General features: G+C 71.3%; 26 protein-coding genes. 15 read left to right on the forward strand and 11 right to left on the reverse strand.

Annotated elements, in window-relative coordinates:
* Positions 1–82 precede the first annotated feature (82 nt).
* The 7 genes from CHC05_RS09395 (at position 83) to CHC05_RS09425 (ending at position 9,847) form a co-directional block, all read left to right on the forward strand.
* Positions 83–727, forward strand: coding sequence for a hypothetical protein (locus CHC05_RS09395; protein WP_089247495.1), 645 nt, complete (start codon positions 83–85; stop codon positions 725–727).
* Between the two features lie 64 nt (positions 728–791).
* The gene (locus CHC05_RS09400; RefSeq protein ID WP_089246838.1) at positions 792–1,706 is read left to right on the forward strand and encodes an ABC transporter ATP-binding protein; all 915 of its coding nucleotides are present in this window, start codon (positions 792–794) and stop codon (positions 1,704–1,706) included.
* Entirely contained in the window at positions 1,703–2,521 is an 819-nt protein-coding gene (locus tag CHC05_RS09405) for an ABC transporter permease (RefSeq protein WP_089246840.1), read from the forward strand. The genes CHC05_RS09400 and CHC05_RS09405 overlap by 4 nt, the downstream gene beginning before the upstream one ends.
* Before the next feature lie 133 nt (positions 2,522–2,654).
* Positions 2,655–6,431 carry a multifunctional oxoglutarate decarboxylase/oxoglutarate dehydrogenase thiamine pyrophosphate-binding subunit/dihydrolipoyllysine-residue succinyltransferase subunit gene (locus tag CHC05_RS09410; RefSeq protein ID WP_089246842.1) on the forward strand — a complete coding sequence of 1,259 codons (3,777 nt, stop codon included), beginning with the start codon at positions 2,655–2,657 and terminating at the stop codon, positions 6,429–6,431.
* Positions 6,432–6,433: 2 nt separating this feature from the next.
* A complete protein-coding gene (locus CHC05_RS41360; RefSeq protein WP_089246844.1) occupies positions 6,434–6,610 on the forward strand; it encodes a DUF6104 family protein in 177 nt (58 codons plus the stop codon).
* A 46-nt stretch (positions 6,611–6,656) separates the two neighbouring features.
* Positions 6,657–8,699 (forward strand): phosphate acetyltransferase, encoded by a 2,043-nt coding sequence (gene pta / locus CHC05_RS09420; protein WP_089246846.1) that lies wholly within the window; start codon positions 6,657–6,659, stop codon positions 8,697–8,699.
* The gene (locus CHC05_RS09425; protein WP_089246848.1) at positions 8,696–9,847 is read left to right on the forward strand and encodes an acetate kinase; all 1,152 of its coding nucleotides are present in this window, start codon (positions 8,696–8,698) and stop codon (positions 9,845–9,847) included. The genes pta and CHC05_RS09425 overlap by 4 nt, the downstream gene beginning before the upstream one ends.
* Before the next feature lie 20 nt (positions 9,848–9,867).
* Here CHC05_RS09425 and CHC05_RS09430 read toward each other — a convergent pair whose 3' ends face one another.
* Positions 9,868–10,050 (reverse strand): hypothetical protein, encoded by a 183-nt coding sequence (locus tag CHC05_RS09430; RefSeq protein WP_089246850.1) that lies wholly within the window; start codon positions 10,048–10,050, stop codon positions 9,868–9,870.
* Between the two features lie 86 nt (positions 10,051–10,136).
* On the opposite strand from CHC05_RS09430, the gene CHC05_RS09435 reads away from it, so the two are divergent.
* Positions 10,137–11,048: an alpha/beta hydrolase family protein gene (locus CHC05_RS09435; protein WP_144022532.1), complete on the forward strand. Its 912-nt coding sequence runs from the start codon at positions 10,137–10,139 to the stop codon at positions 11,046–11,048.
* Positions 11,049–11,257: 209 nt separating this feature from the next.
* Positions 11,258–11,968, forward strand: a complete 711-nt coding sequence (locus CHC05_RS09440; protein WP_245870732.1) for an alpha/beta hydrolase family protein — start codon at positions 11,258–11,260, stop codon at positions 11,966–11,968.
* 9 nt (positions 11,969–11,977) lie between these two features.
* Here CHC05_RS09440 and CHC05_RS09445 read toward each other — a convergent pair whose 3' ends face one another.
* Positions 11,978–12,376, reverse strand: coding sequence for an ATP-binding protein (locus CHC05_RS09445; protein WP_089246856.1), 399 nt, complete (start codon positions 12,374–12,376; stop codon positions 11,978–11,980).
* 96 nt (positions 12,377–12,472) lie between these two features.
* Complete coding sequence (sodN, locus tag CHC05_RS09450; RefSeq protein WP_089246858.1) at positions 12,473–12,877, reverse strand: superoxide dismutase, Ni; 405 nt, start codon at positions 12,875–12,877, stop codon at positions 12,473–12,475.
* A 27-nt stretch (positions 12,878–12,904) separates the two neighbouring features.
* Between sodN and CHC05_RS09455 the strand changes: the two genes are divergently transcribed.
* The 3 genes from CHC05_RS09455 (at position 12,905) to CHC05_RS09465 (ending at position 16,034) form a co-directional block, all read left to right on the forward strand.
* Positions 12,905–13,288 (forward strand): S26 family signal peptidase, encoded by a 384-nt coding sequence (locus CHC05_RS09455; protein ID WP_089246860.1) that lies wholly within the window; start codon positions 12,905–12,907, stop codon positions 13,286–13,288.
* A 99-nt stretch (positions 13,289–13,387) separates the two neighbouring features.
* Positions 13,388–14,572, forward strand: a complete 1,185-nt coding sequence (locus tag CHC05_RS09460; protein ID WP_089246862.1) for an NAD(P)-dependent malic enzyme — start codon at positions 13,388–13,390, stop codon at positions 14,570–14,572.
* 511 nt (positions 14,573–15,083) lie between these two features.
* Positions 15,084–16,034, forward strand: a complete 951-nt coding sequence (locus CHC05_RS09465) for a zinc-binding dehydrogenase (RefSeq protein WP_089246864.1) — start codon at positions 15,084–15,086, stop codon at positions 16,032–16,034.
* Between the two features lie 187 nt (positions 16,035–16,221).
* Here CHC05_RS09465 and CHC05_RS09470 read toward each other — a convergent pair whose 3' ends face one another.
* Positions 16,222–16,617, reverse strand: a complete 396-nt coding sequence (locus CHC05_RS09470) for a hypothetical protein (protein WP_245870734.1) — start codon at positions 16,615–16,617, stop codon at positions 16,222–16,224.
* Between the two features lie 90 nt (positions 16,618–16,707).
* On the opposite strand from CHC05_RS09470, the gene CHC05_RS09475 reads away from it, so the two are divergent.
* Complete coding sequence (locus tag CHC05_RS09475; RefSeq protein WP_089246866.1) at positions 16,708–17,658, forward strand: diacylglycerol/lipid kinase family protein; 951 nt, start codon at positions 16,708–16,710, stop codon at positions 17,656–17,658.
* 416 nt (positions 17,659–18,074) lie between these two features.
* Positions 18,075–18,332 carry a WhiB family transcriptional regulator gene (locus CHC05_RS09480; protein WP_089246868.1) on the forward strand — a complete coding sequence of 86 codons (258 nt, stop codon included), beginning with the start codon at positions 18,075–18,077 and terminating at the stop codon, positions 18,330–18,332.
* A 217-nt stretch (positions 18,333–18,549) separates the two neighbouring features.
* Here the strand turns inward: CHC05_RS09480 and CHC05_RS09485 are convergent, their stop codons facing one another.
* The 5 genes from CHC05_RS09485 to CHC05_RS09505 are packed head-to-tail and all read right to left on the reverse strand — an operon-like array spanning position 18,550 to position 22,429.
* Complete coding sequence (locus CHC05_RS09485) at positions 18,550–18,936, reverse strand: hypothetical protein (protein ID WP_089246870.1); 387 nt, start codon at positions 18,934–18,936, stop codon at positions 18,550–18,552.
* A gap of 60 nt (positions 18,937–18,996) precedes the next feature.
* Complete coding sequence (locus tag CHC05_RS09490; protein WP_425426722.1) at positions 18,997–19,821, reverse strand: sirohydrochlorin chelatase; 825 nt, start codon at positions 19,819–19,821, stop codon at positions 18,997–18,999.
* Entirely contained in the window at positions 19,803–20,564 is a 762-nt protein-coding gene (locus CHC05_RS09495) for a phosphoadenylyl-sulfate reductase (protein WP_089246874.1), read from the reverse strand. Before CHC05_RS09495 ends, CHC05_RS09490 begins: the two co-directional genes overlap by 19 nt.
* A 3-nt stretch (positions 20,565–20,567) precedes the next feature.
* Positions 20,568–20,747 (reverse strand): hypothetical protein, encoded by a 180-nt coding sequence (locus CHC05_RS42010; protein ID WP_089246876.1) that lies wholly within the window; start codon positions 20,745–20,747, stop codon positions 20,568–20,570.
* The gene (locus tag CHC05_RS09505; protein ID WP_089246878.1) at positions 20,744–22,429 is read right to left on the reverse strand and encodes a nitrite/sulfite reductase; all 1,686 of its coding nucleotides are present in this window, start codon (positions 22,427–22,429) and stop codon (positions 20,744–20,746) included. The genes CHC05_RS42010 and CHC05_RS09505 overlap by 4 nt, the downstream gene beginning before the upstream one ends.
* A 432-nt stretch (positions 22,430–22,861) precedes the next feature.
* Here CHC05_RS09505 and CHC05_RS09510 point away from each other — a divergent pair, with 432 nt between their 5' ends.
* Complete coding sequence (locus CHC05_RS09510) at positions 22,862–24,226, forward strand: glycosyltransferase family 39 protein (RefSeq protein WP_425426729.1); 1,365 nt, start codon at positions 22,862–22,864, stop codon at positions 24,224–24,226.
* A gap of 18 nt (positions 24,227–24,244) precedes the next feature.
* Here CHC05_RS09510 and CHC05_RS09515 read toward each other — a convergent pair whose 3' ends face one another.
* Both CHC05_RS09515 and CHC05_RS09520 read right to left on the reverse strand, forming a co-directional pair.
* The gene (locus tag CHC05_RS09515) at positions 24,245–25,765 is read right to left on the reverse strand and encodes a sensor histidine kinase (RefSeq protein ID WP_089246882.1); all 1,521 of its coding nucleotides are present in this window, start codon (positions 25,763–25,765) and stop codon (positions 24,245–24,247) included.
* A 20-nt stretch (positions 25,766–25,785) separates the two neighbouring features.
* The gene (locus CHC05_RS09520) at positions 25,786–26,820 is read right to left on the reverse strand and encodes an SIS domain-containing protein (protein ID WP_089246884.1); all 1,035 of its coding nucleotides are present in this window, start codon (positions 26,818–26,820) and stop codon (positions 25,786–25,788) included.
* Positions 26,821–26,973: the final 153 nt, after the last annotated feature.

A 26,973-nucleotide genomic window follows, 5' to 3' on the forward strand; every position in this document is an offset into this window, starting at 1 on the left:
GGAGAACAGGTGCGGGGATGTCGATTACGTGAACGCCGGACCTCGGCGCCTGTGGGAAGGTGTGCAGGTGAACAGCCGTTCGATGGTCATCGCCAGCCGGTTCAACGGTCCGCCGGGCACCGGCAACGGCGGCTACTCCGCGGGCACCTTCGCCGCCCTGGTGCACGGCGCCGGCGTCCCCGAGGTCACGCTGCTCAAGCCGCCCCCGCTGAACGTGCGGCTGGCCGCCGACGGCAGCGACGTGGTCGACCCCGACGGCCAGGTGATCGCGACGGCGCGCGCGGTGCCGGCGTTCGAGCCCGTCGCGCCGCGCGTCACGATCGAGGCCGCGACCGACGCCGCCACCCGCTACGCCGGTTTCACCGAACACCCGTTCCCGACCTGCTACGTCTGCGGGCCGGAACGCGCCGACGGGCTGCGGATCTTTCCCGGGCCGGTCGACGGCGTGGTCGCGGCGCCGTTCACGGCGCCCGCCGAGGTGACCACCGAGACGGTCTGGTCGGCTTTGGACTGCCCCGGCGGCTGGTCGGTGCTCAGCCCCGGCCGGGCGTACGTGCTGGGCCGGATGGCCACGGTGATCACCGAGCCGCCCGCGCCCGGCAGCGAGTCCGTCGTGGTCGGCATGCTGTCCGGCACCGAGGGCCGCAAGGCCGCGGTGCACTCCGCGCTGTACGACCGCGACGGCCGGCTGCTGGCCCACGCCAGAGCCACCTGGCTGGCGATTTGAGGGCAACATTCGTCCTACCCCGCCGGTAGGGTGTGCGGCGACGTCACCCGGGGAAAGGAGCGAGATGTCCGACGGCGAGATAGTTGTCTCCGGTCTCACCAAGCGCTACAAGACACTGCTGGCCGTCGACGGGCTCTCGTTCAGCGTCCGACCGGGCCGGGTGACCGGCTTCCTCGGTCCCAACGGCGCGGGCAAGACGACCACGCTGCGCATGCTGCTCAACCTCGTGACGCCGACGTCCGGCTCGGCCACGATCGGCGGCAGCCGCTACGCCGACCTGCGCGACCCGCTGCGCACGGTGGGCGCCGTGCTCGAGGCGTCCAGCGCGCACAAGGGCCGCACGGGCATCAACCACCTGCGGGTCATCTGCGCGGCGGCGGGCCTGCCGAAGAAGCGGGCCGACGAGGTGCTCGAGCTGGTCGGCCTCACCCCGGCCGCCAAGCGCAAGTTCAAGGGCTACTCGCTCGGCATGCGCCAGCGGCTCGGCATCGCGGCCGCGATGCTCGGCGACCCGCGGGTGCTGATCCTCGACGAGCCGGCCAACGGCCTCGACCCCGAGGGCATCCGCTGGATGCGCGGCCTGCTCCAGGGCCTCGCCCGCGAGGGTCGCACCGTGCTGGTCTCCAGCCACCTGCTCTCCGAGATGGAGCTGCTGGCCGACGACGTCGTGATCATCGCCAACGGCAAGCTGCTCCGGCAGGGCCCGATGGGTGAGGTCGTCACCTCGATGACCACCACCGCCCACGTCCGGGTCCGCACCCCGCAGGCCGACGGGCTGACCGCGGCACTCAGCGGTCTGCCCGGCGCCACCATCACCCCCCGCGGCGACAACACGCTGCTGGTCACGGGCGTCGAGGCGCCCGCGATCGGCAAGGCGGCACTGGCCGCCGGGGTCGAGCTGCACGAGCTGACCCCCGAACGCCCCGACCTCGAGGGCGTCTTCCTGGAGCTCACGGCCGGAAAGGCGGGCATCCGATGAGGCTGGTGCGCAGCGAGCTGCTCAAGGTCCGCACGGTCAGCACGTGGTGGGTGTTCGGCATCATCGCGCTGGTGCTGTGGGCGCTCGCGACCGGCGTCAATTGGATCTCGACCGCGGTGCTGGTCAACCCTCCGGAGGGCACGCCGAACGACGACGCGCAGTTCAACGCCGTGCGGGAAGCCGCCAACGTCGCCGCCAACCTCTACACCAGCGGCCAGTTCTTCGGCCTGATGATCGTGATGCTGATCGGCGTCATCGTGGTCACCAACGAGTTCGCGCACCAGACCGCGACCACGACGTTCCTGACCACCCCGCGCCGCACCGCGGTCATCCTGGCCAAGCTGGCTGCCGCCGGCATCGTCGGCCTGCTGTTCTGGCTCGGCACCACACTGCTCAACTTCCTCGTGGCGCCGCTGATCCTCGGCCTCTACGACGTCCCGTCGCAGCTCGGCACGAGCGCCCTCTGGCAGGCCATCCTGCTCAACGGCCTGGCCTACCTGATCTGGGCGGTGATCGGCGTCGGCTTCGGGGTGCTGATCCCGAGCCAGCTGGCCGGCACGATCACCACCAGCGCGCTCTACATCGGCGGCTTCTTCGCCGGGGCGATCGTGCTGAACCTGCTCGCCGACAAGTTCGGCGACTGGTGGAACAACCTCCAGCTGATCGTCCCACCGCTGGCCTCGGGCCTGCTGGTCACCGGCACCGACCTGCCGGGCAGCCCACCACGCTGGTCCGGCGCGGCCGTCCTGATCGCCTACGCGCTGGTCGCGGGCGTCATCGGCACCCTCATCACACGCAAGCGCGACATCTCCTAACACCTCTTTGCGTTTTAACCTGTGAGACGTGACACGGACGGACGTCGCCGATGGCCGTCCATGTCGCGCGGCGTAGCCTTGAGGCCGACTTCTCACACATACACACAGCGCGCGGAAGAGGCGATTACCGGCCGTGTCGAGCCAGCAGACATCTGATAACCCACTCGCGGGTTTCGGCCCCAATGAGTGGATCGTCGACGAGATGTACCAGCGCTATCTCGCGGATCCGACGAGCGTGGACCCGGCGTGGCACGACTTCTTCGCCGATTACCGCCCGGACAACGACGGCGCGTCGCCCACTCAGGCGAGCGCCGCGACGGCGACGAAGACCGCCGCCAGGGCCGGCACCGACGCGCCGGGCGCCGCCGTATCCCCGGAACCGCGGGCGACCGCCGCCAAGGCCACCCCGAAGCCCTCCGCGACTACGAAGAGTGACGGCAAGGTGGACACAGCCACGAAGGCGCCCGCGCAGCCCCGCGCGACGACCCCGGCCAAGGCGGCCGCGCCCGCCAAGTCCGCCGCCACGCCGGCCAAGGAGCCCGAGGCGGCGAAGTCGGACGAGACGACCCCGCTGCGGGGTGTGGCCGCCAAGATCGTCCAGAACATGGACGCCTCCCTGGCTGTGCCGACCGCGACCAGCGTCCGGGCCGTGCCCGCGAAGCTCCTCGTCGACAACCGCATCGTGATCAACAACCACCTGGCCCGCGGCCGCGGTGGCAAGGTCAGCTTCACCCACCTGGTGGGTTGGGCGATGGTCCGGGCGCTGCGCGAGATCCCGGCGATGAACAACTCGTTCACCGAGGTCGGCGGCAAGCCCGCGCTCGTGCAGCCCGCGCACGTCAACCTCGGCATCGCGATCGACCTCAAGCGTCCCGACGGCACCCGCACGCTGGTCGTGCCGTCGATCAAGGGCGCCGAGGCGATGGACTTCCGGCAGTTCTGGCAGGCCTACGAGGACATCGTGCGGCGCGCCCGGCGCAACGAGCTCACGATGGACGACTACGCCGGCACGACGATCTCGCTGACCAACCCGGGCGGCATCGGCACGGTGCACTCCCAGCCGCGCCTCATGATCGGCCAGGGCACGATCATCGGCGTCGGCGCGATGGAGTACCCCGCGCCGTACGCGGGCATGTCCGAGGACCGGCTGGCCGAGCTGGCCGTCAGCAAGATCATCACGCTGAGCAGCACGTACGACCACCGGATCATCCAGGGCGCCCAGTCCGGCGAGTTCCTCAAGGTGATCCACGAGCTGGTCCTCGGCGAGCACGGCTTCTACGACCAGATCTTCACCTCGCTGCGGATCCCGTACGAGCCGGTCCGCTGGATGCGCGACGTCGCGACGAGCTCCGAGGGCTCGATCGACAAGACCGCGCGGGTGATCGAGCTGATCCACGCGTACCGGGTGCGCGGCCACCTCATGGCCGACACCGACCCGCTCGAGTTCAAGATGCGCAAGCACCCCGACCTCGACGTGCTCGAGCACGACCTGACGCTGTGGGACCTCGACCGCAGCTTCCCGGTGGGCGGGTTCGCCGGCAAGCAGACGATGAAGCTGCGCGACATCCTGGGCGTGCTGCGCGACAGCTACTGCCGCCGGGTCGGCATCGAATACATGCACATCCAGGACCCGGAGGAGCGCCTCTGGATCCAGGAGCGGATAGAGCGGAAGTACGAGAAGCCGTCGGCCGAGGAGCAGAAGCACATCCTCAACCGGCTCAACGCCGCCGAATCCTTCGAGACCTTCCTGCAGACCAAATACGTCGGTCAGAAGCGCTTCTCGCTGGAGGGCGGCGAGTCGCTGATCCCGCTGCTCGACGAGGTGCTGCAGACCGCCGCCGAGGGTGACCTCGACGAGGTCGTGATCGGCATGGCCCACCGCGGCCGGCTCAACGTGCTCGCCAACATCGTCGGCAAGCCGTACGAGAAGATCTTCAACGAGTTCGAGGGCTTCATCGACCCGAAGTCGGCGCACGGCTCCGGCGACGTGAAGTACCACCTGGGTCAGACCGGCAAGTTCACGACGCCCGACGGCGAGCACGCGATCAGCGTCTCGGTGACCGCCAACCCGTCGCACCTCGAAGCCGTCGACCCGGTGATGGAGGGCATCGTCCGGGCCAAGCAGGACCGGATCGACCTCAAGCTGGAGGGCTACACCGTCCTGCCGCTGGCCATCCACGGTGACGCGGCGTTCGCCGGCCAGGGCGTGGTCGCGGAGACGCTCAACCTCTCGCAGCTGCGCGGCTACCGCACCGGCGGCACCGTGCACGTCGTGGTCAACAACCAGGTCGGCTTCACCACCGCCCCGGAATATTCGCGCTCGTCGCTCTACTCGACCGACGTCGCCCGGATGATCCAGGCGCCGATCTTCCACGTCAACGGCGACGACCCCGAGGCCGTCGTCCGGGTCGCCCGGCTGGCCTTCGAATACCGCCAGGCGTTCAACAAGGACGTCGTGATCGACCTGGTCTGCTACCGGCGGCGCGGCCACAACGAGGGCGACGACCCCTCGATGACCAACCCGCTGATGTACTCGATCATCGACCAGAAGCGCTCCGTCCGGAAGCTCTACACCGAGGAGCTGATCGGCCGCGGCGACATCACCGTCGACGACGCCGAAGAGCTGCTGCGCGACTACCAGTCCCAGCTCGAGCAGGTGTTCAAGGCGACCCGCGACGCGGCGGCCACCGGCACCCGCCCGGTCCGCAGCCGCCAGCCCGAGCCGGAGCCCGCGGTCGAGACCGCCGTCTCCGTCGAGGACGTCCGCGCGGTCGGCGAGGCGCACGTCAACCTGCCGGAGGGCTTCACCCCGCACAAGCGGCTCCAGCAGCTGCTCGACCGGCGGCACAAGATGTCCGTCGAGGGCCACATCGACTGGGGCTTCGGCGAGATCATCGCCCTGGGCACACTGCTGGCCGACGGGGTCACCGTCCGGCTGGCCGGCCAGGACTCGCGCCGGGGCACGTTCGTGCAGCGGCACGCCTCGGTCGTCGACGCCGACACCGGCAAGGACTTCCTGCCGCTGGCGACGCTGACCAAGGACCGCGCGCGGTTCTTCGTCCACGACTCGCTGCTCTCCGAATACGCGGCGATGGGCTTCGAGTACGGCTACTCGGTGGAGAACCCGCAGGCGCTGGTGCTGTGGGAGGCGCAGTTCGGCGACTTCGCCAACGGCGCGCAGTCCGTGGCCGACGAGTTCATCACCTCGGGCGAGGTCAAGTGGGGCCAGCAGTCGGCGCTGACGCTGCTGCTCCCGCACGGCCACGAGGGCCAGGGCCCCGACCACACCTCGGGCCGCCCGGAGCGCTGGCTGCAGATGGCCGCGGAAGACAACATCCGCGTGGTCATCCCGACGACCCCGGCCAACTACTTCCACCTGCTGCGCCGCCAGGCCCTGTCGCCCAAGCGCAAGCCGCTGATCGTGTTCACGCCGAAGTCGCTGCTGCGGCACAAGCTGGTCGTCTCGTCGGTGGAGGACTTCACCACGGGTACGTTCCAGCCGGTCATCCCCGACACCAGCGGGCTCGACCCGCAGGGCGTGCGGCGGGTGCTGCTCTGCTCCGGCAAGGTCTACTACGACCTGGTGCAGGCCCGTGCCGACCGCAAGATCACCGACACCGCGCTGGTGCGGATGGAGCAGCTCTACCCGCTCCCGGTCGACGAGGTGAAGGCCGCCCTGGCCCAGTTCCCGAACGCGGTCGACTTCGCCTGGGTCCAGGAGGAGCCGGCCAACCAGGGAGCCTGGTCGTTCGTGGCGCTGAACCTGCTCGAGCACCTCGAGGGCGTCCGGCTCCGGCGGATCTCCCGCCCGGCCGCCGCCGCGCCGTCGGTGGGCTCCACGAAGCTGCACGACGCCGAGCAGACCGCGCTGGTCGAGGCGGCGCTGCCCCGGCTCGCGTCGGAGAGCTGAGCATGTACTTCACCGACCGCGGCATCGAAGAGCTCGTCGAGCGCCGGGGCGAGGAGACGGTGTCGCTGGAGTGGGTCGCCGACCGACTTCGCGACTTCGTCGACGACAACCCGGACTTCGAGACGCCGATGGAGCGCTTCGCCACGTACCTGGCGCGGCTGGACGACGACGAGGACTAGTTCCCGATCACTGCGCCCCACCGATCAACCTGGGTAGGTTGGTTCGGTGGGGCGCAGTGTCTATATCGCGAGTTTTGGCGAGGGTGGCGGCAAGTCGACGGTGGCGCTCGGCCTGGCCGAGTTGCTGTCGCGGCAGGTGGGGCGGATCGGTGCCTTCCGGCCGCTGGTCACGGTGCCCGGGCAGGACCCGATCCTCGACCTGCTGAGGCGCCGTTACGGGATCTCCCTGCCCGCCGACGACCTGCACGGCGCCACGTACGCCGAGGCGACCGCCCTGGTGGCGGCCGGGCGCCGGGAAGAGTTGATCTCGCAGATCGTCGAGCGCTACCGGGCGGTCGAGCGGCAGGTGCCGGCCATGGTGGTGATCGGCAGCGACCTCGAGGACAACGACGACCCCCGCCAGCTCGGCTTCAACGCCCGGCTCGCGACGGAGCTCGGCAGCGTGGCGGTCGCGGTGGTCGACGGGCAGACCGACGACCCGGCATCCGCGATGAGCGCGGCGTACCACAGCCTGACCGACCTCGGCGCCACCGTGCTGGCGGTGATCGCCAACCGGGCGCCGGTCGGCCTCGTGGCCCCGGACCTGCCGGTCCCCGCGTACGTCATCCCCGAGATCCCGACCGTCTCCGCCCCGACGGTGGGCGAGGTCGCGACGGCCCTGGGCGCGACGGTCCGGACCGGCGACGCCGGCGCGCTCGACCGCGACGTGCTCGACCTGGTCGTCGGCGGCGCGCACGTGCCGGCCTTCCTCGACCACCTGACCGACGGCTGCCTGGTGATCACCCCGGGAGACCGGGCCGACCTGCTGGTCGCCGCGTCCAGCGCCCACGCCAGCGGCCTGGTCGCGGTGGCCGGGCTGATGCTCACCCTCGGCGAGCGCCCCGACGAGCGGGTGATGCGGCTGATCGACCGGCTCGACAGCGGGCTCGCGGTGCTCTCGGTCGACTCCGACAGCTACCACACGGTCGCGGCGGCCTCTCGGGTCGAGGGCCGGCCCAGCGCGACCAGCCCGCGCAAGGTGGAGGCCGCCCTCGGGGCGTTCGAGTCGCATGTCGACACCGCCGCCCTCGCCGACCGGCTGCAGGTCGCGCGGTCGTCGCGGGTCACCCCGTTGATGTTCGAGTACGACCTGATCGACCGCGCCCGCTCCGCCCGCCGCCGGCTCGTGCTCCCCGAGGGCACCGAGGAGCGGATCCTGCGGGCGGCCGAGATCCTGCTGCGCCGCGGCGTCGCCGACCTCACCCTGCTCGGTGCCGAGGACGAGATCGCCCGCCGGGTACGCGAGCTCGGCGTCGACATCTCCGGCGCCACCGTGGTCGACCCGGCCACCAGCGCGTGGCGCGACGAGTTCGCGGTCACGTACGCCGGCCTCCGCTCGCACAAGGGCGTGACCCTGGACCTCGCGCACGACGTGGTCGCCGACCCCAACTACTTCGGCACCCTGATGGTGCTGGCCGGCCAGGCCGACGGCATGGTCTCGGGCGCGACCCACACGACGGCGGCGACCATCCGGCCCGCGTTCGAGGTGATCAAAACGGTGCCCGGGGTGTCGGTCGCGTCGAGCGTCTTCTTCATGCTGCTGGCCGACCGGGTGCTCGTCTACGGCGACTGCGCGGTCAACCCCGACCCGGACGCCGCGCAACTGGCCGACATCGCGCTGTCCAGCGCCGAGACCGCCGCCGCGTTCGGCATCGAGCCGCGGGTCGCGATGCTGTCCTATTCGACCGGAACCTCGGGCGCGGGCGCCGACGTCGACAAGGTGGCGACGGCGACCGCGCTGGTCCGCGAACGCCGGCCCGACCTGCCGGTGGAGGGGCCGATCCAGTACGACGCGGCGATCGACGCCGACGTGGCGGCCACGAAGCTGCCGGGCAGCCTGGTGGCCGGCCGGGCGACGGTCTTCATCTTCCCGGACCTCAACACGGGCAACAACACCTACAAGGCCGTGCAGCGGTCGGCGGGCGCGGTCGCGGTCGGCCCGGTCATGCAGGGCCTGCGCCGGCCGGTCAACGACCTGTCCCGCGGCGCGACGGTGAAGGACATCGTCAACACGGTCGCCATCACCGCCATCCAGGCGGCCGCCCGATGAGCCGGGTCCTGGTCCTCAACTGCGGCTCGTCGTCGCTGAAATACCGCCTCTTCGACGTGCCGGCCGGCGGCGTCGACCCGGCTGACCCGGCGCCCGTCGTCGTCGCCAGCGGGACCGTCGAGCGGATCGGCGAGAGCGAGCCGGGCGCACCCAAGGACCACGCCGAGGCCCTGGCCGCCGCGATGGCGGAGCTACCGCTCGACGGCCTGACTGCCGTCGGCCACCGCGTCGTGCACGGCGGGCTCACCTTCACCGCGCCGGCGCTGGTCGACGACGCGGTGCTGGCAGCGATCGCGGACCTGGTCCCGCTGGCGCCGCTGCACAACCCGGCCAACCTCGCGGGCATCCAGGTCGCCCGGTCGCTGCTGCCGGGCGTACCCCAGGTGGCGGTCTTCGACACCGCCTTCCACCGGACGCTCTCCCCCGCGGCCAGCACGTACGCGATCGACGCCGAGACGGCTGAGCGGTACGGCATCCACCGCTACGGCTTCCACGGCACCTCGCACGCGATCGTCTCGCGGCGCACGGCGGCGCTGCTCGGCCGCCCGGTCGAGGAGGTCAACACGATCACCCTGCACCTCGGCAACGGCGCGAGCGCCTGCGCGGTCGAGGGCGGCCGCAGCGTGGGCACCTCGATGGGCCTCTCGCCACTGGAGGGGCTGGTCATGGGCACCCGCAGCGGCGACCTGGACCCGGCGATCATCTTCCATCTGCACCGGGTCGCCGGGATGCCGCTCGACGAGATCGACGAGCTGCTCAACCGGCGCAGCGGGCTGGTCGGCCTGGCCGGCGTCAACGACATGCGCGTCCTGCTGGCCAAGCGCGCGACCGGCGACCGGGCCGCCGCGCTGGCGTTCGAGGTCTACTGCCGGCGGATCCGCTCGTACGTCGGCGCCTACTACGCCGACCTGGGCCGGCTGGACGCGATCACGTTCACGGCGGGCGTGGGTGAGAACGCGCCGGCGGTACGCGCGGGTGCGCTGGCCGGCCTCGACCGGCTCGGCATCGTGGTGGACCCGGCGCGCAACGAGGCGGCCGAATGCGGGGCACGCGTGATCTCGCCACCGGAGTCTCCGGTGGCGGTGTGTGTGGTGCCGACCGACGAGGAGTGGGAGATCGCCACCCAGACGCTCGGGGTAGTGGCCTAGGCCGTGGCCCAGATGGTGGCTCAGGTCAGCGCGAACACCAGCACGATGATCACCACGGCGGCCAGCACGGCGCCGCCGATGATCAGCGGCGTGCGGTTGGCGGCGGCGGGGGCGGTGGTGCTGGGGGCAGCGGCTTCCTCGCGGGCCTGGAAGGCGCGGAACGCCTCCGTGTTGCCACTCGGGTCCCGGTAGTCGTCAGACATGCGAACGACCTTAGCGAACCGCTTCGACCACCCCAAACACCGAAAAGGCTGACGTCTGTCCGGTTCCTAGCACTTACCGTGTGGTCATGGGGGGAAGGCGGTCGGTGCTCGCACTGCTCGCTTTGCTGCTCATATTCGCAATATCGGCATTCGTCCCTGTGGTGTCCTCCCCCGGCGGCGCGGCCGTGCAGGCTTCCGGCAGCTACCCGGTGGGCGTGCGCGTGCTGGCCTTCTCCCGGGGCGCGGACCGCCCGCTGCCCACCATGGTCTGGTATCCCGCCGCCGGCCGCCCCGGCTCTGTCGTCGCCGGCCGGGACGCCGAGGTAGCCGACGGCCGGTTCCCGCTCGTGATCTTCAGCCACGGGCTGCAGAGCCGCCCGGAAGACCACGTGCAGATGACGACCCGCTGGGCCGCGGCCGGCTTCGTCGTGATCGCGCCGGCGTATCCGCACACGAAGAAGAACGCGCCCGGCTACACCCGCGACGACCTGGTCAACCAGCCCGCCGACGCGTGGGCCGTGGTGCAAGGCGTGAGCCGGCTCGACCGCGCGCCCGGCGACCCGTTCGCCGGCCACCTCGACACCGCCGACGTGGTCGCGGCCGGTCACTCCGGCGGCGCGTACACGGCCGCCGCGATGCTGCAGCGTGGCCACTCCGCACGCCTGAAGGGCGCGATCGTCATCGCCGGCGCCCGACCCAGGTTCGAGTTCGGCGGCCCACCGGCCACCATGCTGTTCATCCACGGCGACGCCGACCCGACGGTGCCTTACTCGACCGGCCGCGCCGTCTACGCCCGCGTTCCGTGGGACAAGGGCTTCCTCACGCTCCACGGCCTCAACCACGGTTCCTACCTGAGTCCGGGCCAACGCGGGTTCAATGAGGTCATGACGTCGACCACGGACTTCCTACGCTGGCGCCTAGACGGCGACAAGCAAGCCAGGTGCTCCCCCGGCCCGCTGCGCACCGCCTTCGGCCCCGACCAGCAGCTCTGCGGATGACGACTGCGCTTGCTCGGGTTGCCGTAGTCGCGCTCGGTAGGGCATTGCTGGCCGGGTGCAGCGTCGCCGCGCCGTCATTTCGCACGCCAGCGTCGACCACCTCGCCGAGTGCGGTGTCGGCTGCTCCGACGCCGGTGCGGGGGAAGGCGCCCGCGCGGTCGTTCGAGGTTGGCGAGCGGGAGCTGGCGTTGGCGCGGGGTGGGCGGAAGTTGGCTACCACCGTGTTCTATCCCGAGGGGGCCGGGCGGTTTCCGCTCGTGTTGTTCAGTCACGGGCTTGGTGGGCGGCCCGAGGACTACGCACCGTTGTTGCGCCAGTGGGCGGCGGCCGGGTTTGTCGTGGCCGCGCCCGCGTTTCCGCACACCAGTGGCGGGGCGGCGGACTACGACGTGTTGGACGTGATCAACCAGCCGGCTGACGCCTCGTACGTGATCGGGAAGGTGCTCGCCCTCGACGGCAAGCGCGGTGACGGGTTGTTCCATCGGCTGGCCACGGACCGGGTGGCGGCGGCCGGGCACTCCGCGGGCGGCATCACCACCGTCGGGCTCTTCACGCTGGCCCGCGACGCGCGGCTGGACGCCGGGATCGTGATGTCCGGCAGCTCGCTCGGCACGGGCACCGGGTTCCGCGGCGCGGCCGCGCCGATGCTGTTCGTGCACGGGCAGCGGGACGAGACCGTGTCGTACGCGTCCGGCAAGGCCGCCTACGACGCCGTACCCTGGCCGAAAGCGATGTTGACCTTTCCCAAGGGTGACCACGGCGCGACCCTGCTGCGCGACGGCGGCGCGTCGTTCGAGGTGCTGGCCGACACGACGACGGAGTTCCTGCGCTTCGCCCTCTACGGCGACCCGGCGGCCAAGCCCCGCATCGACCGCTCGGCGGCGCGGAACGACGTCGCCACGTTGGACGACCGCCTCTGAGGCTCCGGTCTATCGCCCCGTGCGCTGGGTGACGAGGCGGATGGTCGCCCGGCCGTCTTCGGCCTCCGCGGTCGCCGAGCTGGTCAACGCGGTCAGCACCTTCCACGCGAACGAGCTCTCCGCGGGCAGCCGCGCACCGCGCGCCGTCGGCACCGTCACCTCGACCTGCAGTGCGTCGTCGGTCACCGCGAACCGGCACTCCAACTCGGCGTCGGGCGTGGCCACGACCAGGAGCATCGCGCAGGCCTCGTCGACGGCGATCCGGAGATCCTCGATCTCGTCCAGCGCGAACTGCAACCGGGCGGCGAGAGTGGCCGTGGCCGTGCGGAGCACGCCCAGGTATCCACCGTCGGCCGGCACCGTGAGGAGCACGACGTCGTCGTCGAGGGCATCTGGCTGCATCGTCATCAGGTTCACCGGTTGCGGACTCTACCGGCTCGCGGCGAGTCGTGCGGACGACGCCGGCCGGCACCCCGCGCGGGGCACCGGCCGGAACATCGAAACTCAGGCCTTCTTGGTCTCCCAGAAGATCTTGGAGATCTCCTCGATCTTCGCCAGCAGCTTGTCGCCGGTGGCCGGGTCGACCGACTCCTTGGTGCCAGCACCGCCGGCGAGCTTGGTCGCCTCGTTGAAGAGCTGGTGGAGCTGCGGGTACTTCTCGAAGTGCGGCGGCTTGAAGTAGTCGGTCCAGAGCACCCACAGGTGGTGCTTGACGAGCTCCGACCGCTGCTCCTTGATGATCAAGGCGCGGGTGCGGTAGACCGGGTCCTCGTTCGCCTGGTACTTCTCCATGATCGCCTTGATCGACTCGGCCTCGATCCGGGCCTGCGCCGGGTCGTAGACGCCGCAAGGCAGATCGCAGTGAGCGCTGACGACAGTGCGCGGCGCAAGGAAACTAGGAAGTCGCATCAGGACTCCTCCAAGGGAAGACTTACGATGATCCTCGCTGAGGACATTACCCCCGGTGCTGTGTCGAAACGTCGCGGAGGTGCGTTCGTGGCGTCACTTTTCGCCGCTCTGGTGCGAGGTCCGTCGATGGCACCCACCTTGCGTGACGGTGACGCGCTGTTGGTGTTGCGCGGTGGCCGCCCGGTCCGTCCCGGTGATGTCGTCGTCGCCACATTCCGCTCGCGGCCTGATCTGCTCGTCGTGAAGCGCGCCACCCACGAGCAGGACGGCGGCTGGTGGCTGCGCGGCGACAACGAGTTCGTCACCGACGACTCACGGGCGTACGGCGTCGCGGACGTACAAGGGCGCGTGCTGTTGCGGTATTGGCCCAAGCCCTCCCGACTGCGGTCAAGGATTATGCTCGACACTTAGCGGGCAACCCCCGCGTGCTTCGCCGGTCACCGCTGACCTCGCGTCCAGCCGGCACCTCTCTGCCGGCTGTCCTTTTTCGACGCGATTAGGAGCACTCCAATGGACGCAGAGTCCACAGCCGATCCCGTCTTCCAACTGCACCGTGGCGGCAAGATGGCGGTCACCTCGACCGTCCCGCTGACCAGCCGGGAAGACCTGTCGCTCGCGTACACGCCCGGCGTCGCCCGGGTTTGCGAGGCGATAGCGGCCGACCCCGCGCTGGTCGACGACTACACCTGGGTTTCGCACACGGTCGCCGTGGTGACCGACGGCTCGGCCGTGCTCGGCCTCGGCAACATCGGCCCACGCGCCGCGATGCCCGTGATGGAGGGCAAAGCGGTGCTCTTCAAGCAGTTCGGCGGCGTCGACGCGGTGCCGATCTGCCTCGACGCCCAGGACGTCGAGGCCATCATCGAGACGGTGCGGGCGCTCGCACCGTCGTTCGGCGGCATCAACCTGGAAGACATCAGCGCACCGCGTTGCTTCGAGATCGAACGCCGCCTCGACGAGGCCCTGTCGATCCCGGTCTTCCACGACGACCAGCACGGCACCGCGATCGTCGTGCTGGCGGCGTTGCGCAACGCGGCAACGCTGCTCGAACGCAAACTCACCGACCTACGCGTGGTGGTCAGCGGCGCGGGCGCGGCGGGCGTCGCGGTGACCAAGATGCTGATCGCGGGCGGCGTCAACCCGGCCGAGGTCCTGGTGGTCGACTCGAAGGGCATCCTGCACTCGGACCGCCCGGACCTGACCGCACCGGCCGCGGTGGCCAAGGCCGAACTGGCCGCCCAGACCAACCCACACCGCCGCTCGGGCGGCATAGCCGACGCGCTAGCCGGCGCGGACGTCCTCATCGGCGTCTCGGGCGGCGAGATCCCGGAGTCCGCGGTGGCGACGATGGCCTCGGGCGCGATCGTGTTCGCCCTGGCCAACCCAACCCCCGAGGTGCACCCGGAGATCGCCTCCCGACACGCGGCCCTGGTCGCCACGGGCCGAAGCGACTTCCCCAACCAGATCAACAACGTGCTGGCCTTCCCGGGCATCTTCCGCGGCGCGCTGGAGGCCCGCGCCACCCGCATCACCGAGGGCATGAAGGTGGCCGCGGCGGACGCCATCGCCAACGTGGTCGCCGACAACCTGCACCCGGACGCGTTCGTCCCGTCGCCGCTCGATCCGCGGGTCGCGCCGGCCGTCGCCACCGCGGTCGCCGAAGCTGCCCGCAGAGACGGTGTTGCCCGTATTTAGACCCGACGCATTTCCCGGGGCCCGTTGTTCGCGACGGGCCCCGGTCGCATCTATAGGCAGCGTTCCCGGGTCCGTCGGAGGCATTCAACGGCAGCGTTCCCGGGTCCGTCGGAGGCGTTCAAGGGCAGCGTTCCCGGGTCCGTCGGGGGCACGACCGTCGCTCCCGCCGGGGACCGCTCCGCTTCGCTCCGCTGCCAGGCCCGCGGTGCCAAGACCAACCGTGAACCACGCCGGTTTTCACGGCGTCCGCTTCGCTCCGCGGCCTGGCCCGCGCTGCCAAGACCAACCGCGAACCACGCCAGTTGTCACGGCGATAGCCGCGCCACCAGCCGCCGTCCACCGCTCCCGCCGCGTTGCCGCAACTCCCGCCGATCGGGCCCGTGTTCGGCGCGTTTGCTCTGCACCCATATACGCAACACCCCCTCTGACCTGCGGTGCGTATATGGGTGCAGAGCAAAGCCTCCGCAGACACCACCCCTGCTGGGCGGGTTCAGCGTCTAGATTCCTTGGCATGCGTGCTGCCTTTGCCACTCGGTTCGATGACGCCAACCCGCTGTCCGCGCTCGCTGTCGGTGAGATGCCCGAGCCTGAGCGGCGGGAGGGGTGGACCACTGTCGAGGTGCGGAGCAGTTCGCTCAACCATCACGATCTCTGGTCGTTGCGTGGGGTCGGGCTGCGCGAGCAGCAGCTGCCGATGATCCTTGGCTGCGACGCCGCCGGCGTCGCGCCCGGTGGTGAGGAGGTCGTCGTCTACCCGGTGGTGACGACGCCCGGCGATCCGCGTGGCTACTCGCTCCTGTCCGAGCACTTCCCGGGCACCCTGGCGGAGCGGGTCTCCGTGCCCGTCGAGAACCTGGTTCCCAAGCCCGCCGACCTGTCCTGGGAGGACGCGGCCTGCCTGCCGACCGCGTGGCTTACCGCCTGGCGGATGCTGACCACCAAGGGGCGGGTCGACGAGACCGACGCCGTGCTGATCCAGGGCGCCGGCGGTGGGGTGGCGACGGCCGCGGCGCTGATCGCGGTCGCGATGGACAAGCGGGTCTACGTCACCAGCCGCGATCCCAAGAAGCGCGAACGGATCAGCGCCCTCGGGGCCACCGCCCTCGAGCCCGGCGCGCGCCTGCCCGAACGCGTCGGTGTGATCATCGAGACCGTCGGCGAGGCGACCTTCGAGCACTCGATGAAGGCCAGCGCACCCGGCGCCCGCATCGTGGTGTCCGGCGCCACCTCGGGTCACCTGCCGAAGTTCGACCTACGCCGCGTGTACGCGATGCAGCTCGAGATCCTCGGCAGCTCCATGGGAACGCCGGGCGAGCTCGCCGCCCTGCTGGCCTTCTGCGCCGACAAGGCGATCCGCCCGGTGGTCGACGAGGTGATCGGCTTCTCAGAGGTCGAGCGCGCCTTCGAGCGCCTGCACGAGGGCGGCGTCTTCGGCAAGCTCGTCCTGGATCACACGCGCTAGGCCCCGAAGGTGCCATGCGGCACGCGGCGCCTGGGCCCGCCGCAGCCCGGCCTGAGACCCGAACCAGGGCCTAAGGGCCGACGCTGCGCCTGGGCCGTCGCACCGCGGCCTCAGATACGAGACACGGCCTACCGACCGACGCTGCGCCCGGGCCCACCGCAGCGCGGCCTCAGACACGAGACACGGCCTACCGACCGACGCCGAGCCCGCGGGTGCTGGCCGGTGCCAGCATCAGGCCGCACACACCCAGGCCGAGGGCGATCGCCACGACGCCGAGCCAGGCCGTGCCGCCTTGGATCATGTAGTAGCCGACCGCGCAGAGCATGAGTTGCAACACGATCGCGGGGCCGCGCGCGCCCGCCCGGCCCTGCGTGAGGGCGCGCCCGAGGAGGAACAGCGCCAGGGCGCCGAACGCGGCGAACAGCGTGAGCAGCAGCGCCGAGGTGATGTCGACCGCGTCGGCGGTCAGCAGCTCGTACGCCAGATAAACAGTGAGCGCGACCATGCCGGCCGCCTCCGCGAACAGCAGCCACACGGCGGCGCGCAGGGTCGCCGGCGCGGGCTCGGCGGGGGTCTCGGACACGCGGCCACGATACCGCCGTGCCGAGCGACACAGCCTGTGGGCATCTGGAAGGCGCACGGAGGGTGACCACACGCGGGTACAGTCCGCCACATGCGGGCCTTGCTGGTGGTCAACCCGAAGGCCACCACAACATCCGAACGCAGCCGCGATGTCCTGATCCGCGCCCTGCGTAGCGCTGTCGACCTGCGGGTCGAGTTCACCCGGCGGCGAGGCCACGCGGTCGCGCTCGTCCGTGACGCCGCTCAGCACGGTGTCGACGTCGTCGTCACCCTCGGTGGGGACGGAACGGTCAACGAGGCCGTCAACGGTCTGATGGGCGCGCTTCCCTACCTGCCCCCGATGGACCGGACCACGCCCGCCGAGCGGCTCCCGGCGCTCGCGGTGGTGCCCGGTGGGTCGACCAACGTGTTCGCGCGCGCCGTCGGCCTTCCGAAAGACTGGATAGAGGGCACGGGCGTGATCCTGGAGGGTCTGCGCGCCGGCCGCTTCCGCACCATCGGGCTCGGCCGCGCGGACGACCGCTACTTCACTTTCTGTGCAGGGTTCGGTCTCGACGCGGGTGTCATCCGGCGGGTCGAACGGGCCCGATCGCGGGGTCGGGTGTCGACGACGGCGCTTTATCTGCGATCGACGTTCGGTGAATATCTCGCGACTGACCGACGCCATCCGGCAATATCGCTCGAGCGTCCGGCGGAGACGGCGGTCGATGAACTCGCGACAGTGATCATCCAGAACACGACGCCGTGGACCTATCTCGGCGATCGGCCCGTAAGTCCTAATCCGGACGCGTCGTTCGACCTCGGACTTGACGTGCTGGGTGTCCGTCAGCTAGCGGTGGCCAGCACGACACGCACAGTCACCCAAATCCTGTCGCCGCGAACGAATCCACATGGCCGCCAAGTCGTTCAACTCCATGACGTTCACGAATTCACCCTGCTCGCGCGCCGTCCGGAACCGTTCCAACTGGACGGTGACTATCTCGGCGAGCGGGAAAAAGTCAGATTTACCTCCGTGGCGCAAGCGCTGAGAGTAATCTGTTGAGGAGTGGGTACGGGGTGTCCAGGCGCGGATTTTCGCAGCCGCAGGGGTGACACGTGCCGGAAATGCCAGTAATGTGGCCCGGACCGTACTACATTGATTGCGGCTGGCGAAATCCGGGTCAAGGGCACATGCTCGAAAACCGGACAAAGGGGTCGTGAGCTTGCTCACCCGCTCAGACTTTTTCGCGGCGTCCCCCTTGACATCGCGACAGTTCGTGAAAGTATTCACAAGCGAAAACGAGTTACGGGAACGTTGCCTGCGAGCACATTGCGAGCACCCTCGGCACCGTTCCTAGAGGCTAGTCGCCTGCCCACGTGCTGCCGACGTGTCGGATGCTCACCGTCACGGAGTGCAACGCGCGCGCATATAGGAAAACCCGCATTGTTTGCCATCGCAGAACGAGGAGTGTTGCCGCCATGGACTGGCGCCACGTAGCTGCCTGCCGCGACGAAGACCCGGAGCTGTTCTTCCCCATCGGGACGTCCGGGCCGGCTCTGTTGCAGGTCGAGCAGGCCAAGGCCGTCTGCCGGCGGTGCTCCGCGACCGACCAGTGCCTGCAGTGGGCGCTGGAGTCCGGTCAGGACGCCGGCGTATGGGGTGGGATGAGCGAGGAAGAGCGGCGCGCGGTCAAACGCCGCGGCGGCCTGCGGGTCCTGCGCGCTCACTCCGCCTGATTCACAGCACCACCGCAAGGACGCCCCGGGCAACCGGGGCGTCCTGCGTATACGGCGAAAAAATCCGTGCGTTCAATGCGGGTTCATCTCGCGTTCATCTCAACCAAGATCAAGACCGAGGACCCGCTTTCCCGGGTCCGCGGTGGTCTGGACCGTCGCTCCCGCCGGGGACCGCTGCGCTTCGCTCCGCTGCCAGGCTCGCGGTGGGGCGGCTCACCTACCTGACGGCGGTTACCTCGCACGTGCCCGTCGATGACGGGATGTCCAGCGGTGCGGTCGCCTCATGGCGGACGGACTGGCCGGGCGAGAGGTGCGCCACAGTCGTCGGGTCGGCCTCGACCCGGTTGCCCGCGAGGTCCTGGTAGGCCCACTCGATCTGGGCCGGACCCGCCTCGCGGCCGACGTTGCGCACCAACAGCTCGACCTTCACCACTGCACCCTGGAACTGGCACGCGGTCACCGTCGCGGTCATCTTGTGTGCGCCCCGCTCGCGGATCAGGACGAACACGCTGACGAGTGCCAGCGCCGCGATGATGGTCAGGGCGCCGGGCAGCGAGTCCCAGAAGCCCGGCGGCGCATGCCGTCGGGGTGTATCGCGCGTCACGCGCGCAAGCTATCCACCCCCGAGCCACAACCCGGTGCATTCACTCCGAAGTGGGCGGTATCAGGCGGCCTTGGCGAGGTCGCAGACCGGCTCGCGGGCCGTCGCGGAACGGGCCAGCACCAGCCGGGCCAGTTCCGGAGCGCCACCCAGCGGCTCGGCCACCACCACCGCACCCGCCGACCGGGCCTCCGTCACCACGGCCTCGTGCAGCAGGCCCGGTGCCAGGAAGTAGGACGCGACACCGATGTGCCGCGCGCCGCACGCCCGCAGGTCGGCGACCGCCTCGGCGCCGGTGGGCGCGGCCGCGGACGCGTACGCGACCTGGCACGGCACCCCGCCCAGCACGGTCGACAGGCTGGCCGCCACCGCGGACACCGTCTCGCGGGCCGTCGCGTCCCGGGTGCCGGCAGCGGCCAGCACCACCCCGTCCAGCGGAGCGGCCGACGACCAGACCCCCGCCGCCGCCGAGGCCGCGGCGAGCCGGCGGCGCAGCGCGGCCAGCAGCAGCGGCGAGGTCATCCCGCCGACCGGCCCGAGCACGTCGGAGATCGAGACGGGCATCCGCAGCCCGGCCGCCCGGGCGTCCATCAGCGCGGCGGGGATGTCGACCCGGCCGTGGTACGCCGAGGTCAGCAGCAGCGGCACCAGCGTGGCCCGCCGCTCGCCCGACGCCTCCAGGTCCAGCAGCGTCTCCGCCGGCCGTGGGCCGGTGTGGTCGAGGAACGACAGCCGCACCTGCCCACGCGGGTGGAGCCGGCGCACCGCGGCGGCCAGTGCCTCGTTGGCGCGGGCCGCCCGCGGGTCACGGCTGCCGTGCGCCACCAGCACCAGCGGGCCGGCGGCGGACGGGAACCAGAGCCGAGGTGTCATACGTGCAGGCCGCACTCGGTCTTGTCGAACATCGCCCAGCGGCCGGCGCGCGGGTCCTCGCCGGCCTTCGTGCGCCGGGTGCACGGCCAGCAGCCGATCGAGCCGTACCCCTGCTTGAACAGCTCGTTGACCGGCACGTTCCAGCGGGAGATGTAGCTGTCGACGTCGTTCTGGTTCCACGCGGCGATCGGGTTGACCTTCACCTTGCCGCGCTTGGGGTCGAACGCCACGACCGGCGTGTTGGCCCGCGTCGGCGACTCGTCGCGGCGCAGCCCGGTGGCCCAGGAGTCGTAGTCGCCGAGCGCGCGCTCCAGCGGCTCGACCTTGCGGAGGAAGCAGCACTCGTCGGGGGCCCGGTTGAACAGCCGCGGCCCGTACTCGCCGTCCTGCTGGCCCACCGTCATCCGCGGCCGGATCGACCGCACGTTGACCGGCATGGTGCGGGCGACCGTGTCGCGGACCCGCAGGGTCTCCGGGAAGTGCAGGCCGGTGTCGAGGAACACCACGTCGACGCCGGGCGCAACGCGGGAGACCAGGTGGGCGACCACGGCGTCGGCCATCGAGCTGGTCACGCAGAACCGCGAACCGAACGTCTCGGAGGCCCAGCGGGCGATCTCCAGCGCCGGTGCGCCTTCCAGGTCACGGCCGGCCGCCTCGGCCAGGCCGCGCAGTTCGTCGGCCGAACGCCGATCCGCTGCCGGGCGCGGGGCGCCACCCAGCGACACCAGTCCCAAGCCGACCGCGTTCACGGCTGCCATGGGCTACCTCACCTCTTCCGTCCGGGGGTTGGAAGAAACTCCTTCGGCCCGCAGGCCGACGAACTTGACCGAGAACACGCGCTGGCACCCGCGGCACTCCCAGGCGCCGTGCGGCTCCTCGCGGGGACGCAGATCCTCCTCGGCGCAGTACGGGCAGTAGTTGGGCGCCGCGCGGTCGCTCATCGCAGTGCCTCCTCGTCCGCGCGAACCACCCACTGGGCGAAGGCCTCGTCCGGGCCGGTGCGGCCGTCGAGGTACCGGCGGGCCAGTCGCTCGACGTACCCGGGAAGGTCCTCGGCCGTGGTCTTGAGACCGCGCAGCTTGCGCCCGAAGCCGCTCTCCTGGCCCTGCGCCATGCCGAGGCCGCCGCCGAGGTGCACCTGGAAGCCTTCGACCTGGCGACCGTCCGGGCCGATCACCAACTGTCCCTTGAGGCCGATGTCGGCGGTCTGCGTGCGCGCGCAGGCGTTCGGGCAGCCGTTGATGTTGATGGTGATGTCGGCGTCGATGTCGCCGAGCCGCTCTTCGAGGCGGGCCACCAACTCCTGGCCGCGCGCCTTGGTCTCGACGATCGCGAGCTTGCAGTATTCGATGCCGGTGCAGGCCATCGTCGACCGCCGCCAGGTGGACGGGCGGGCCTCCAGGCCGATCCCGCGCAGCGCGGCCACCAGGTCTTCGGTGCGCTCCTCGGGGACGTCGAGAACCAGCAGCTTCTGGTACGGCGTAAGGGAGACGCGCCCGCTGCCGTGCGCCTCGACGACGTCGGCGAGCTGGGCGAGCTGCGAGCCGGAGACCCGGCCGACGACCGGCGCGGCCCCGACGTAGTAACGCCCGTCGCGCTGCCGGTGCACGCCGATGTGATCGATCGGCTTCTCCGGCAACACCGGCGCGGGACCGTCCACAAGCGACCGGCCCAGGTATTCCTTCTCCAGCACCTCGCGGAACTTCTCGACACCCCAGTCGGCGACGAGGAACTTGAGCCGGGCGCGGTGCCGCAGCCGCCGGTAGCCGTAGTCGCGGAAGACGGAGACCACACCGACCCAGACGTCGGGCACCTCGTCGAGCGGCACCCACACGCCGAGGCGCTTGGCCAGCATCGGGTTGGTCGACAGGCCGCCGCCGACCCAGAGGTCGAAGCCGGGGCCGTAGTCGGGGTGGTCGACGCCGATGAACGAGATGTCGTTGATCTCGTACGGCATGTCGGCGAGCCAGGACACCGACGACTTGAACTTGCGGGGCAGGTTGGAGAACTCCCGGTCACCGACGAACCGGTCGACGATCGCGTCGACGGCCGGGGTCGCGTCGAGCACCTCGTCGGCGGAGACGCCCGCGACCGGACTGCCGAGCACCACCCGGGGGCAGTCGCCGCACGCCTCCGTGGTCTGCAGGCCGACCGCTTCGAGCCGCCGCCAGATCTCCGGCACGTCCTCGACCCGGATCCAGTGGAGCTGGATGTTCTGCCGGTCGGTGATGTCGGCGCTGTCGCGCGCGAACTCCTGCGAGATCCCGGCGATCACCCGGAGCTGTTCGAGGCTGAGCTGGCCGCCGTCGACCCGTACCCGGAGCATGAAGTATTCGTCTTCGAGCTCGTGCGGCTCGAGCACCGCGGTGCGACCACCGTCGATGCCGGCCTTGCGCTGGGTGTAGAGGCCCCACCAGCGGAACCGTCCGCGCAGGTCGGCCGGGTCGATCGAGGCGAAGCCGCCGTGGGCGTAGATGTTCTCGATCCGCGCCCGCACGTTCAGCGGGTTGTCGTCCTTCTTGGTGCGCTCGTTGGCGTTGAGCGGCTCGCGGTGCCCGAGAGCCCATTGGCCTTCGCCTCGGGCGCGGCGAGGCGAACGAGCCGGGGTGCTGCTGACCGCCATCGCGGCGTTCCTCCGAGGGTCTGAGCTGCGGCGCGTCGCGCGAGCCGCCTTCGGAAGGAAGACACAGGAAAGCCCGGCGCGGACGCGCCCGGACGTGGGTCGGGCGTCGTCAGTGAGCCGGACACATGGCGCTGCGAACCCGGCCGTAGTCGACATGGCGACGGACCGTGAGGCCCAGGATCACCATGCGCTGGTCGGCGGTTGCAGTCACGCTCATCATGCTGCCACAGCACGCTCCGAATACCTCAGGCAGTCCCAGATGCCGGGCCCCGGTGTGGCCTGGTTCACGTTAGGCTGATCGGGCGAATAGGGGCATTTGCGGCGCATCGGGGGAGCCGGCAAATGACACAGCAGCTCGACCACGCTCGATCGACGGTGGCCGCGGGTCCGCGCCGGTTCCTGACGGGACCCTGGGCGCCGGCCGCCCTCACGATGATCATCGTCGGCGTCCAGTTGGGCCGCGCCCCGCTCTGGCGCGACGAGCTGGCGACCTGGAGCGCGACGGGCCGCTCCCCCGGCGAGCTGTGGCGCATGCTCGCCACGATCGACGCGGTCACCGGCCCCTACTACTTCTTCATGCAGGGCTGGACCCGGCTCTTCGGCGACTCCGCGGTGGCCCTGCGACTGCCCTCGCTGCTGGCCATGGCCGGGGCCGCCGCACTCACCACCGTGCTCGGCACGCGCCTGTTCGGCCCCCGCGCGGGCCTGCTCGCCGGCCTGCTCTTCGCGGTCGTCCCGAGCACGTCGCGCTACGGGCAGGAGGCACGCGGGTACGCGTTCGCGGCGCTGTTCGCCGTCCTGGCCACGCTGCTGCTGGTCGACGCGGTGCGCCGGCCGACGGGTTGGCGTTTCGTGGCGTACGCGGCGGCCCTGCTGGGCCTGGGCCTCTGCAACCTGGTCGCGTTGTCGCTGGTCGCCGGCCACGCGGCGGCGGTGATCGGTGCCCGGCGAGCGGCGATCGGCTTCGCGGCCGCCGTCGGCGGGGTCGGCCTGCTGCTGCTCCCACTGGTCTGGCTCGGCCGGGGCCAGCAGGGCCTGCAGCTCGGCTGGGTGCCCACCCCGGGACCCGGCGACCTGATCGGCCTGCCCGGCAGCGTCCTACAGGCCCAGGCGGTCGGCGGCGCGCTGGTCGTGCTGGCCGGCCTCGGCTGGGCGGTAACCGGCGGGCGGTGGCCGACGGTGCTGGCTCTGTCGGTGGCACTGCCGGCGCTGCTCCTGTTCACCGCGGCCCAGCTCGCCCCGTTCTGGGTGCCGCGCTATCTGCTCTTCACGGTGTCGCTGCTCTGCGTGCTGGCCGCCGGTGCGCTGCGCCGGATCGCGCCGGCCTACGCGCTCGCGCTCGTCGTGGTGATCGCCGCGCTGGGCGCACCCGCCCAACTGGGGTTGCGCCGCACCCACGAGTGGCCGCGCTCAGCACCGGTCGACTACCCGGCGGCCGTGGCGGTGATCCGGGCGAACGCCGAGCCCGGCGACGGCATCATCTACGAGCCGCGAGCGGGCTGGCGGATGCTCGACGTGGCGGTGGCCCGCGGGATGGGCGGTTCGGCACCGCGGGACGTGCTGGTCGCACGGACGGCGGTGGAACGGGGAGAGTTGCGCGCGACGGAGTGCGCCGACCCGGCCGCCTGCCTGGCCCAGGCCGGCGCCGACCGGCTGTGGCTGCTGTCCGACGGCAAAGAGCGCGACCCGCTGGCGGCGGTGCCGGGCGAGAGGGGCGCGGCTCTGCGGGCGGCCTACACGACCCGCCAGGTCTGGCCCGAGCCCGGCCTGACGGTCGCCCTACTCACCCGCCGCTGACGACCTACGACCTATGGCTTACGCGTCGCCCGCCCGGGCCTTGCCGAGCGGGACGACCAGGACCGCCTCGGTGCCGCCCTCGGCCCGGTTGCGCAGCTCGATCGAGCCGCGCAGCTCGCCGGTCGCCAGCGCCTTGACGATCTGCAGGCCGAGCCGGCCGCCCTTGTCAGGGTCGAAGTCCGCCGGCAGCCCGCGCCCGTTGTCGGCGACCGTGACGTGCAGCTGCTTGCGGAACCGGTGCACCGCGACCACTACCTCGGGCTCGGCCGCCCGCTCCCCCTCGCCGTCGAAGCCGTGCTCGGCCGCGTTCAGCAGGAGCTCGTTGAGCACCATCACGAGCGACGTGGCGAGCTCCGCGGGCAGCACCCCGAACGCGCCCTCGCGCCGCATCCGGATCGAAACCTCCGTGCTGGCCACCTCGGTGGCGGCGCCGGCCACCTTGTCGACGATGCCGTCGAACTCGACGGCCTCGTCGCTCGACATCGACAGCGTCTCGTGCACCAGCGCGATCGACGCGACCCGGCGCACGGACTCCTCCAGCGCCGCCCGGGCCGCCGGAATGCCGACCCGACGCGCCTGCAGGCGCAGCAGGGCCGCGACCGTCTGGAGGTTGTTCTTGACCCGGTGGTGAATCTCCCGGATGGTCGCGTCCTTGGTGATCAGGGCACGGTCCCGCCGGCGTACCTCGGTGATGTCCCGAACCAGCACCAACGACCCGATCGGCACCCCGGCGGGCATCAGCGGCAACGCCCGGTGCAGCACGGTCGCGCCGCGGGCGTCGACCTCCTTGCGGGCCGGCGCCTCACCGCGCAGCGAGGCCAGCACCCGGTTGGCCGCGTCGGTGCCCTCCAGCGGGTCGTCGGCCAGGCGCTTGATCAGGACGGACAGGTCCTCGCCGACGAGATGGGCGGCGAAACCCAGCCGGCGGTACGCGGACTGCGCGTTCGGGCTCGCGAAAGTCACCTTGCCGCCGGCATCGAGCCGGACCAGCCCGTCACCGACCCGCGGCGCCGAGGTGGTCTCACCCGGGTGCCGGCGCGGCGGGAACGTGCCGTCGGACGTCATCTGGGCCAGGTCGTCGGCGGTGGTCAGGTAGTTGAGCTCGAGCTGGCTCGGGGTGCGCGCGGTGGACAGGTTGGTGTCCCGGCCGACGACCGCGATCACCTCGCCGCTCTCCCCGTCGGCCGAGCGCAGCCGCACCGGGATCGCCTCGTGCCGGGCCGGGGTGTCGCCGTACCAGACCGGATCGCCCTCCCGCCAGATCCGGCCCTCGCGATAGGCGATGTCGAGGTGGGCGACCTCGGGACCGCCGACGATCCGGCCGACCTGGTCGTCCTGGTAGGCCGTGGGCGCCGTGGTCGGCCGCACCTGGGCCACGCAGAGGAACCCACCCTCGTCGTCGACCGGCACCCACAGCAGCAGGTCGGCGAAGGACAGATCGGAGAGCAACTGCCACTCACCGGCGATCCGGTGCAGATGATCGATATCACCCCGCCGCAGGGCGGTGTGCTCTTCGACTAGATCACGCAGGGTGGACACGCCTGCAAGGGTGCCACGGGTCAGAGCGTCGACGTCACTTTGGCCAGGCCGCGCGGTGCGTCGGGGTTCTCGCCGCGGGCCAGGGCCAGGGCCAGGGCCAGGCGTTGCAGCGGGAGGATGTCGAGCAGCGGGGCGAGGCGCTCGTCGACCTCGGGGACCGCGAGCCGGGCGGTGGCGCCGGGCACGTCGGCCGGGCCCACGGTCACGACGTCGGCGCGGCGCTCGTCGAGGCGGGTGAGCACCTCTCGCATCGCGGCGCCCCCGGGGCCGGCGCCGACGACCGCGAGCACCGGGACGTCGGGGTCGGCCAGGGCGAGCGGGCCGTGCAGCAGGTCGGCGCCCGAGAACGACAGGGCCGGCAGGTAGGAGGTCTCCATCAGCTTGAGCGCGGCCTCGCGGGCGGTCGGGTAGGCGTAGCCGCGGCCGGTGGTGACCAGCCGGGCCGCGAACCGGTAGCGCGGCGCCAGGTCGGCCGCCGTCGGGTCGGCCAGCGCCGTCTCGGCCAGGCCCGGGAGCGAGGCGAGGGTACGCATTTCGTCGGCCGGCACGGAACCCGAGCCGCCGCGGATGCCCTCGACCAGCAGCAGCAGGGCGAGCAGCTCGGCGGTGTAGGTCTTGGTGGCCGCGACCGCCCGCTCGTGCCCGGCGGCCACGTCGATGTGCAGCTCCGCGGCGCCGGCCAGGGCCGAGTCGGGGTTGTTGGTGATCGCGAGGGTGAGCGCGCCGGACTCCCGGGCCACCCGGACCACCTCGGTCAGGTCGGGCGAGCCGCCGCTCTGGCTCACCCCGACGACCAGCGCGTCGGACAGGTCGGGACGCGCGCCGAAGACCGTGACCGCGCTCGGCGAGGCCAACCCGGCGGGCAGCCCGAGCCGGATCTCGGTGAGGTAGGCGCCGTAGAGGGCCGCGTGGTCGGACGTGCCGCGCGCGGTGAACACGACGTGCCTCGGCCGCCGCTCCACGATCGCGGCCGCGACAGCGGCGATCGGGTCGGCGTGCGCCGGCTCCAGCAGCCCGGCGTAGACCCCCGGCTGCTCGGCGATGTCCGCGGCCATCCCTGCGCCCGGCGTACCCATGTGTGCCTCCCCTGCGCGATCCCTGCTCGATTCTGCACGAAACTCCGGTTTATCGCAACGTTCCGATCAGCAGCCGACAGGCGGACGCACGAACGCCCCCGGATCGCTCCGGGGGCGTTCGGGTGAGGCAGC

The organism is Asanoa hainanensis, from assembly GCF_900188485.1.
Classification (GTDB): Bacteria; Actinomycetota; Actinomycetes; order Mycobacteriales; family Micromonosporaceae; genus Asanoa; species Asanoa hainanensis.

Bases quoted from the DNA above. Each gene is read 5' to 3' on its own strand.
- CHC05_RS09460 (WP_089246862.1), top strand. From the start codon at position 13,388: ATGGACGCAGAGTCCACAGCCGATCCCGTCTTCCAACTGCACCGTGGC.
- sodN (WP_089246858.1), bottom strand. From the start codon at position 12,877: ATGCGACTTCCTAGTTTCCTTGCGCCGCGCACTGTCGTCAGCGCTCAC.
- CHC05_RS09455 (WP_089246860.1), top strand. From the start codon at position 12,905: ATGATCCTCGCTGAGGACATTACCCCCGGTGCTGTGTCGAAACGTCGC.
- CHC05_RS09520 (WP_089246884.1), bottom strand. From the start codon at position 26,820: ATGGCCGCGGACATCGCCGAGCAGCCGGGGGTCTACGCCGGGCTGCTG.
- CHC05_RS09395 (WP_089247495.1), top strand. From the start codon at position 83: ATGGTCATCGCCAGCCGGTTCAACGGTCCGCCGGGCACCGGCAACGGC.
- CHC05_RS09425 (WP_089246848.1), top strand. From the start codon at position 8,696: ATGAGCCGGGTCCTGGTCCTCAACTGCGGCTCGTCGTCGCTGAAATAC.
- CHC05_RS09435 (WP_144022532.1), top strand. From the start codon at position 10,137: ATGGGGGGAAGGCGGTCGGTGCTCGCACTGCTCGCTTTGCTGCTCATA.
- CHC05_RS09400 (WP_089246838.1), top strand. From the start codon at position 792: ATGTCCGACGGCGAGATAGTTGTCTCCGGTCTCACCAAGCGCTACAAG.
- CHC05_RS09445 (WP_089246856.1), bottom strand. From the start codon at position 12,376: ATGACGATGCAGCCAGATGCCCTCGACGACGACGTCGTGCTCCTCACG.
- CHC05_RS09505 (WP_089246878.1), bottom strand. From the start codon at position 22,429: ATGGCGGTCAGCAGCACCCCGGCTCGTTCGCCTCGCCGCGCCCGAGGC.
- CHC05_RS09475 (WP_089246866.1), top strand. From the start codon at position 16,708: ATGCGGGCCTTGCTGGTGGTCAACCCGAAGGCCACCACAACATCCGAA.
- CHC05_RS09480 (WP_089246868.1), top strand. From the start codon at position 18,075: ATGGACTGGCGCCACGTAGCTGCCTGCCGCGACGAAGACCCGGAGCTG.
- CHC05_RS09430 (WP_089246850.1), bottom strand. From the start codon at position 10,050: ATGTCTGACGACTACCGGGACCCGAGTGGCAACACGGAGGCGTTCCGC.
- CHC05_RS09405 (WP_089246840.1), top strand. From the start codon at position 1,703: ATGAGGCTGGTGCGCAGCGAGCTGCTCAAGGTCCGCACGGTCAGCACG.
- CHC05_RS09465 (WP_089246864.1), top strand. From the start codon at position 15,084: ATGCGTGCTGCCTTTGCCACTCGGTTCGATGACGCCAACCCGCTGTCC.
- CHC05_RS41360 (WP_089246844.1), top strand. From the start codon at position 6,434: ATGTACTTCACCGACCGCGGCATCGAAGAGCTCGTCGAGCGCCGGGGC.
- CHC05_RS09495 (WP_089246874.1), bottom strand. From the start codon at position 20,564: ATGGCAGCCGTGAACGCGGTCGGCTTGGGACTGGTGTCGCTGGGTGGC.
- CHC05_RS09510 (WP_425426729.1), top strand. From the start codon at position 22,862: ATGATCATCGTCGGCGTCCAGTTGGGCCGCGCCCCGCTCTGGCGCGAC.
- CHC05_RS42010 (WP_089246876.1), bottom strand. From the start codon at position 20,747: ATGAGCGACCGCGCGGCGCCCAACTACTGCCCGTACTGCGCCGAGGAG.